5 protein-coding genes are annotated in these 8,096 nt (G+C 55.5%); all 5 read left to right on the top strand.

Annotated features, from left to right (window positions below; translation table 11 throughout):
• The coding region (locus FAZ14_RS11910; protein WP_194287076.1) for a citrate lyase holo-[acyl-carrier protein] synthase at positions 1–188 on the top strand (188 nt) is incomplete at its 5' end.
• 139 nt (positions 189–327) lie between these two features.
• On the top strand, positions 328–2,928 hold the full coding sequence (locus FAZ14_RS11905) for a bifunctional aconitate hydratase 2/2-methylisocitrate dehydratase (RefSeq protein ID WP_153508595.1): 2,601 nt from the start codon (positions 328–330) through the stop codon (positions 2,926–2,928).
• 412 nt (positions 2,929–3,340) lie between these two features.
• Positions 3,341–6,388 (top strand): formate dehydrogenase-N subunit alpha, encoded by a 3,048-nt coding sequence (gene fdnG, locus FAZ14_RS11900; protein WP_071602864.1) that lies wholly within the window; start codon positions 3,341–3,343, stop codon positions 6,386–6,388.
• 12 nt (positions 6,389–6,400) lie between these two features.
• Entirely contained in the window at positions 6,401–7,324 is a 924-nt protein-coding gene (fdxH, locus tag FAZ14_RS11895; RefSeq protein ID WP_016942696.1) for a formate dehydrogenase subunit beta, read from the top strand.
• Positions 7,317–7,967 (top strand): formate dehydrogenase-N subunit gamma, encoded by a 651-nt coding sequence (fdnI, locus tag FAZ14_RS11890; protein WP_016942695.1) that lies wholly within the window; start codon positions 7,317–7,319, stop codon positions 7,965–7,967. The genes fdxH and fdnI overlap by 8 nt, the downstream gene beginning before the upstream one ends.
• The last annotated feature ends 129 nt before the right edge of the window (positions 7,968–8,096 follow it).

Below are 8,096 nucleotides of genomic sequence, written 5' to 3'. Positions count from 1 at the left end.
TGTGGGATTTTGACGTGTTCTGCCCGAAGGACGGGTCGGTGAGTCGAACGTTGCTGGCGCACGAGCCTCGTCGGTGTCTGCTGTGTGATGAACCGGCTCATCACTGTTCCCGTAGCCAGCGCCATACGCTGACGGCGGTGGTAGGGCGTATCGACGACATGCTACATGGCTGGTTTGACGCACGCTGATTTTAATCCTCTGATCTATAACCGTCATACTTCACGCGAGCGTGTTGTCCTGCAACTTGAATTATTTAGGGTATAAAACCTGTTTTTATTTTGGCGTTAATTACGCATTAATTACCATTGCATGGTAAGAGGAGTTGTCATGTTAGAACAGTATAATGCCCATATTGCAGAGCGACGTGAAATGGGTATTCCGCCCAAGCCGTTAACTGCACAGCAGGCGACAGATCTGGTTGATCAATTATCTGCCAGCGAAAATCAGTCATCTGGCGATATTCCAGCGTGGCTTGACCTGCTGACATACCATATTTCCCCCGGCGTTGATGATGCGGCACAAGTGAAAGCCGACTTTCTGGGGAAAATAGTACGTGGTGAGCTAACTCTTGCGGCAATTTCTCCGATTGCCGCTGTGCGTTTATTGGCGACGATGCAGGGTGGCTATAATATTCAGCCATTAATTGATGCGCTCGATAATAATGTGTTAGCCGAAGAAGCGGTAAAGGCGCTCAGCCATACGCTGCTGATATTTGATTATTTTGGTGAGATTGAAAAGAAAGCCGGGCAGGGGAATGCCGCTGCACGGCGGGTATTACAGTCCTGGGCCGAGGCCGAATGGTTTAGCGCTCGTCCGGCACTGGCGGAAAAAATCACGCTGACGGTATTCAAAGTGGCGGGTGAAACCAACACCGATGACTTGTCTCCGGCACCGGAGGCTTGGTCACGCCCGGATATCCCGCTGCATGCGCTGTGCATGCTGAGCGTGCCTCGTGATGGTGTCACGCCGGATAAGCCGGGGTCTATCGGCCCGGTGGCGCAGATGCAAGCCCTGAAAGCGCAGGGGCATCCGCTGGTGTATGTCGGTGATGTGGTAGGCACCGGTTCGTCACGTAAATCTGCCACTAACTCGATTCTGTGGCATATCGGGCAGGATATTCCGTTCGTACCGAATAAACGTGCCGGTGGGGTGGTGCTGGCCGGGAAAATCGCGCCGATTTTCTTTAACACACTGGAAGACTCCGGTGCGCTGCCAATCGAGATGGATGTGACCGCGCTGTCGACGGGTGATGTGATCGATGTGTATCCCTATCAGGGTGAAGTGCGTCGCCATGACGACAATACCCTGATCACCCGCTTTAGCCTGAAAACCGACGTGCTGCTGGATGAAGTGCACGCGGGCGGACGTATTGCGCTGATCGTTGGCCGCAGCCTGACTGCACGTGCCCGTCAGTCGCTGGGGCTGGCTGCAAGCACGGCATTCCGTCTGCCTCAGGCACCTGCCGAGTCATCACGCGGCTATACGCTGGCGCAGAAAATCGTGGGTAAGGCGTGTGGCGTTGCCGGTGTTCGTCCGGGGCAGTATTGCGAGCCGCGCATGACCACGGTGGGCTCGCAGGATACCACTGGCGGCATGACACGTGATGAGCTGAAAGATTTGGCCTGTCTGCAATTCTCTGCCGATCTGGTGATGCAGTCGTTCTGCCACACGTCGGCTTACCCGAAACCGGTTGACGTCAATCTGCATAAGACCCTGCCGGATTTTATCACCCAGCGTAATGGGGTATCGTTGCGTCCGGGTGATGGCATCATTCACTCCTGGCTCAACCGAATGCTGGTGCCCGATACCGTCGGTACCGGTGCTGATTCCCACACCCGCTTCCCGATTGGTTTGTCTTTCCCCGGCGGTTCAGGGCTGGTGGCGTTCGCGGCGGCAACCGGCATCATGCCGCTGGATATGCCAGAGTCGGTACTGGTGCGCTTTAAAGGACAGATGCAGCCGGGCATTACGCTGCGTGACCTGGTCCATGCCATCCCTTACTTTGCTATCCAGCAAGGGTTGTTGACTGTGGCCAAGCAGGGTAAGAAGAACATCTTCTCTGGCCGTATTCTGGAAATTGAAGGTCTGGCCGGATTGAGCGTCGAGCAGGCATTTGAACTGGCGGATGCTTCGGCTGAGCGCTCGGCGGCGGCCTGTACCATCAAGCTCGAACAGACGGAAGTGGAAACCTATTTGCGCTCGAATGTGGCGTTGCTGCGCACCATGATAGAAGAGGGATATCAGGATGCACAGACGCTGGCACGGCGCGTTGAGCGCATGGAACAGTGGCTGGATGACCCTCAGTTGCTGGAAGCCGACGCCGACGCTGAATATGCCGCAGTCATTGAGATCGATCTGGCAACCATCAACGAGCCGATTCTGTGCGTTCCCAATGACCCGGATGATGTGAAAACCCTCTCCGACGTGGCAGGAAACCGCATTGATGAAGTGTTCATCGGTTCATGCATGACCAATATTGGACATTTCCGTGCGGCAGGTAAACTGATGTCGCAACATCAAGGGGATATCGCCGCCCGGCTTTGGCTGGCGCCGCCCACACGCATGGATGCCCACCAACTCAGCGATGAGGGCTATTTTAGCCAGTTCATTAAATCAGGCGTACGTATTGAACCGGCTGGATGTTCGCTATGTATGGGGAATCAGGCCCGCGTGAAAGCCGGTAGCCATGTGGTTTCCACCTCGACGCGTAATTTCCCGCATCGTCTGGGGACAGACGCCAGCGTTTATCTGGCATCGGCTGAGCTGAGTACGGTAGCGGCGATACTGGGTCGGTTGCCTACGGCGGCGGAGTATTTGCAGCAGGTGGCGGTTCTGCCCCAGTCTGCGTCGGATATTTACCGCTATTTGAACTTTGCTGCACCGGCAGACCCGGCGGCAGGAAAGCGTATTCCGGTACAAGCTGTTTGATCATGCTGGCCCGCATTGATGCGGGCCATTTTTAATGCCGGTGTGTCCGGCATGACCCCGCTTTCACGTTCGCTTCCATTATCCGCTTTCATCACCTTGCTTTTATGGTGTTGCCGACATGTTGCAACACGACACCGCATCGATTGATTCGTCTGCTCGTTATTGTGTTGGGTTGTTAATGTCTCGGTAACGGCAGGTTGCCGGAATGAAATGAGGCTGACACAACGAGACATGACAACTGGCGGATATCGCTATGTATTTACATGCATAGCGAAACTCTGAGCATAAATACCCATAAAGGGGGTGAATGTACTATTAAAACCGTAATTCTTGATTTTGCTCAAAATCTCCTCGTGGCGTGTTGTTAGATTCCCCCGCAACAAAAAAGACACATAAAATGATAGGGAAAAACATGCAAGTTAATCGAAGGGGCTTTTTTAAAGTCTGCGCCGGGGGAATGGCAGGGACTACACTCGCTGTTTTAGGGTTTACACCCACGGAGGCGATGGCCTCGGTCCGCCAGTACAAACTGTTGCGGGCGAAGGAAACCCGCAATAACTGCACGTATTGCTCTGTGGGCTGCGGACTGCTGATGTACAGCCTGGGCGACGGGGCAAAAAACGCCAAACCCGCCATCTTTCACATCGAAGGGGACCCGGATCACCCGGTCAGCCGTGGTTCGTTGTGCCCGAAAGGTGCCGGTCTGGTGGATTACATCCACAGCGAAGGACGCCTGAAATACCCGGAATACCGTGCGCCGGGTTCAGACAAATGGCAGCGTATCAGTTGGGATGAGGCGATCGACCGTATCGCCCGGCTGATGAAAAAAGATCGTGATGCCAACTTCGAGCGTGTTAACGCTAAAGGCACGCTGGTCAACCGCTGGCTGACTACCGGGATGCTGTGCTCGTCTGCCGCCAGTAATGAAACCGGTATTCTCGACCAGAAGTTTGCCCGTTCGTTGGGGATGGTGGCTATCGATTGCCAGGCGCGCCTGTGCCACGGGCCGACCGTTGCCGCGCTGGCACCGACTTTCGGCCGAGGGGCGATGACCAACAACTGGGTGGACATTAAAAACGCCAACGTGATCATCGTGATGGGTGGCAACGCAGCGGAAGCACATCCGGTTGGCTTCAAATGGGCGGTGGAAGCCAAAACCCACAATGACGCCAAACTGATTGTGGTTGACCCACGTTTTAACCGTTCTGCCGCCGTTGCTGACCTGTATGCGCCGATCCGCGCCGGGTCGGATGCCGCTTTCCTGCTCGGTGTCGTCAACTACCTGATAACCCACGACAAGATTCACCACGAGTATGTGAAGTCTTACACCAACGCCAGCCTGATCGTGCGTGAGGATTTCAGCTTCGACGAGGGGCTGTTCAGTGGTTATAACAGCCAGACGCACCAGTACGACAAGAGCAGTTGGCAGTACGAGCTGGGGGCGGACGGTTTCGCCAAACGGGACATGACCTTAAGTCATCCGCGTTGCGTGTGGAACCTGCTGAAAAAACATGTTTCCCGTTACACGCCGGAGATGGTGACCTCGCTGTGCGGCACACCGGCGAAAGCCTATGAAGAGATTTGCCAGTCGCTGGCCAGCACCTGCGTGCCGAACAAAACCGCGACTTTCATGTACGCACTGGGCTGGACGCATCACACCAACGGCGCACAGATCATCCGCTCGGCGGCCATGATCCAACTGCTGCTCGGCAACATCGGTATGGCGGGCGGCGGCATCAATGCGCTGCGTGGTCACTCCAACATTCAGGGGTATACCGACCTGGGGCTGCTGAGCCTCAACCTGCCGGGTTACATGCCGTTGCCGTCCGAAAAACAGGGTGACCTGAAAACCTACCTCAGCCAGATAACACCGGATGCGCTGTTGGCGGATCAGGTTAACTACTGGAAGAATACGCCGAAGTTTTTCATCAGCATGATGAAGAGCTTCTGGGGGGATAACGCGCAGGCCTCCAACAACTGGGGTTATGACTGGCTGCCGAAGTGGGACCGCAGCTATGACGTCATGGCCCAAACCGAACTGATGCTGGACGGCAAAATGAACGGCTACATCGTTCAGGGCTTCAACCCGCTGGCGGCGTTCTCCAACAAGAACAAGGCTACCGCCGCGTTATCGAAACTGAAATACATGGTGGTGATCGACCCGCTGGCGACCGAAACCTCCACCTTCTGGCAAAACCACGGTGAATTTAATGACGTGAATTCGGCGGAGATTCAGACTGAAGTGTTCCGTCTGCCATCGAGCTGTTTTGCTGAAGAAAACGGTTCTATCGCCAACTCCGGGCGCTGGCTGCAATGGCACTGGGCGGCGGCCGAGCCACCGGCTGAAGCGCTGCACGACGCGAAGATCCTCGGTCGCCTGATGACGCGCCTGCGTGAACTGTACCGGGAAGAGGGCGGTGTGTGCCCGGAACCGGTGCTGAACATCAACTGGAACTATCAGGACCCGGAAGACCCGACGCCGGAAGAGATCGCCCGTGAATCCAACGGGATGGCGCTGGCGGATGTGTTCGACGAGAAAGGCAATCTGCTGTTGAAAAAAGGCCAGCAACTGGCGGACTTCTCGCAGTTACGTGACGACGGCACTACCGCCAGCTTCTGCTGGATTTACGCCGGGAGCTGGACCGAAGCCGGTAACCAGATGGCGAACCGCGACAATACCGATGTCGGGCTGGGGTGTACGCCGGGTTGGGCGTGGTGTTGGCCGCAAAACCGCCGCATTTTGTATAACCGCGCCTCAGCGGATTTGCAGGGCAAACCCTGGGACAGCAAACGCAAACTGCTGGAATGGACCGGCCAGAAATGGAAAGGCATCGACGTGCCAGACTTTGCTGCCACGGTAGCGCCGGGCAAAGACACCATGCCGTTTATCATGTTGCCGGAAGGCGTCGCCCGGCTGTTCTCAATGGATAAGCTGGCGGATGGCCCGTTCCCGGAACACTACGAACCGATAGAAAGTCCGATCGGCACCAACCCGCTGCACCCGGCGGTGGTATCGAACCCGGCGACCCGCCTGTTTGCGCGTGATGCCAAAACCATGGGCAAGGCGAGCGATTTCCCGTATGTCGCCACCACCTATTCCATTACCGAGCTGTTCCGTCACTGGACCAAGCATGCACGTATGAATGCGATCATCCAACCGGAGCAGTTTGTCGAAATCGGTGAGAACCTGGCGAAAAGCAAAGGAATTCAGGCGGGCGATATGGTGAAGGTCTCCTGCCAGCGTGGTTACATCAAAGCCAAAGCGGTGGTGACCAAACGTATCAAAACATTGACCGTGGCCGGGAAAGCGATTGAAACCGTCGGCATTCCCTGTCACTGGGGATTCGAAGGGACGACACGCAAGGGATTCCTGGCGAATACCCTGACGCCCAGCGTCGGCGATGCCAACTCGCAAACGCCGGAATACAAGGCGTTCCTGGTCAATGTGGAAAAGGTGTAAGGGTAAAACGTTATGTCAATGCAATCTCAGGATATTATCCAGCGTTCGGCCACCAGTAGCCTGACGCCGCCGCCACAGGTTCGGGATGATAAAAGCGAAGTCGCCAAACTTATCGATGTCACCACCTGTATCGGCTGTAAAGCCTGTCAGGCGGCCTGTTCCGAGTGGAACGACATCCGTGATGACGTCGGTCACAACGTGGGGGTATACGACAATCCTACCGATCTGAGCGCGAAATCCTGGACGGTGATGCGCTTTTCTGAAGTGGAGAGTGAAGACCGTCTGGAATGGTTGATCCGCAAGGACGGCTGTATGCACTGTGCCGAGCCGGGTTGCCTGAAAGCCTGCCCGTCAGCCGGTGCCATTATTCAGTACGCCAACGGTATCGTCGATTTTCAGTCTGAACACTGCATCGGCTGTGGGTACTGTATCGCCGGGTGTCCGTTCAATATTCCGCGCTTAAACAAGCAGGATAACCGCGTCTACAAATGTACGCTGTGTGTCGATCGTGTCAGCACTGGTCAGGAACCGGCTTGCGTGAAAACCTGCCCGACCGGCGCGATTCATTTCGGTACCAAAGAAGAAATGAAGAACGTGGCGGCTGAGCGTATCGCGCATCTGAAAAAACGCGGTTACGCCAACGCCGGTCTGTATGACCCCGAGGGTGTTGGCGGTACGCACGTGATGTATGTGTTGCATCATGCGGATAAACCGTCGCTGTACCACAACCTGCCGGATAATCCGAAAATCTCGACGCCAGTGAACCTGTGGAAAGGCATTCTCAAGCCGTTATCCACGCTGGGCTTTGTCGCTACTTTCGCCGGGTTGATGTTCCACTACATCGGTATTGGCCCGAACACGGAGGAGATAGCACATTCGGATGACGCACATTCGGATAAAGAACAGGCGCATGAAGGAGACGATAAGCATGAGTAACCCAAAAATGATTGTGCGCACGAAGTTCGCCGACCGTGTTTGCCACTGGATTGTGGTGATCAGTTTCTTTCTGGTGGCGCTGTCGGGGATCGCGCTGTTTTTCCCGACGCTGCAATGGCTGACGCAAACCTTCGGTACGCCGCAGATGGGGCGCATCATGCACCCGTTTTTCGGTATTTTGATTGTGGTGTGTCTGGTGCCGATGTTTATCCGTTTTGTCGGTCATAACATCCCGAAACGTCAGGATGTGCCGTGGTTCCTGAATATCATTGAGGTACTCAAGGGCAACGAGCATGAAGTGGCGGATGTGGGTAAATACAACCCCGGCCAGAAACTGATGTTCTGGAGCATTATGGGGTTAACGCTGGTGCTGCTGATTACCGGTGTCATCATGTGGCGGCCGTACTTCGCCCATTTGTTCCCGATAGACCTGGTGCGTTATGCCATTTTGTTGCACGCCACCGCCGCCATTGTGCTGATCCACGCCATTTTGATTCACCTGTACATGGCGTTCTGGGTGCGTGGTTCGATCAAAGGCATGATCGAAGGCAAGGTCTCGGAGAAGTGGGCGCTGAAACACCACCCGCGCTGGGCGCGCATGGTGATTGATAAAGCCAACGAAGCCGACAAAGCCAAGAAATAAGGCTTCCTGCTGGCGGTTCCCGTTCGGTGCGGGAATCGCCAGCCTGTTCGCAAAACATCCAGCTGTTTGTCAACCGCCTCTCGCATCCCCCCTTGCCGTGATTTGTGGTAGTCTGGCCCGTAATAGAAT

The organism is Dickeya oryzae (assembly GCF_009372235.1).
Classification (GTDB): domain Bacteria; phylum Pseudomonadota; class Gammaproteobacteria; order Enterobacterales; family Enterobacteriaceae; genus Dickeya; species Dickeya oryzae.
Note: the sequence above shows the minus strand (reverse complement) of the source record. Positions and strands in the feature narration are given on the sequence as shown.

Coding starts and splice junctions, on each gene's coding strand:
- fdnI (WP_016942695.1), top strand. CDS start 7,317: ATGAGTAACCCAAAAATGATTGTGCGCACGAAGTTCGCCGACCGTGTT.
- FAZ14_RS11905 (WP_153508595.1), top strand. CDS start 328: ATGTTAGAACAGTATAATGCCCATATTGCAGAGCGACGTGAAATGGGT.
- fdnG (WP_071602864.1), top strand. CDS start 3,341: ATGCAAGTTAATCGAAGGGGCTTTTTTAAAGTCTGCGCCGGGGGAATG.
- fdxH (WP_016942696.1), top strand. CDS start 6,401: ATGTCAATGCAATCTCAGGATATTATCCAGCGTTCGGCCACCAGTAGC.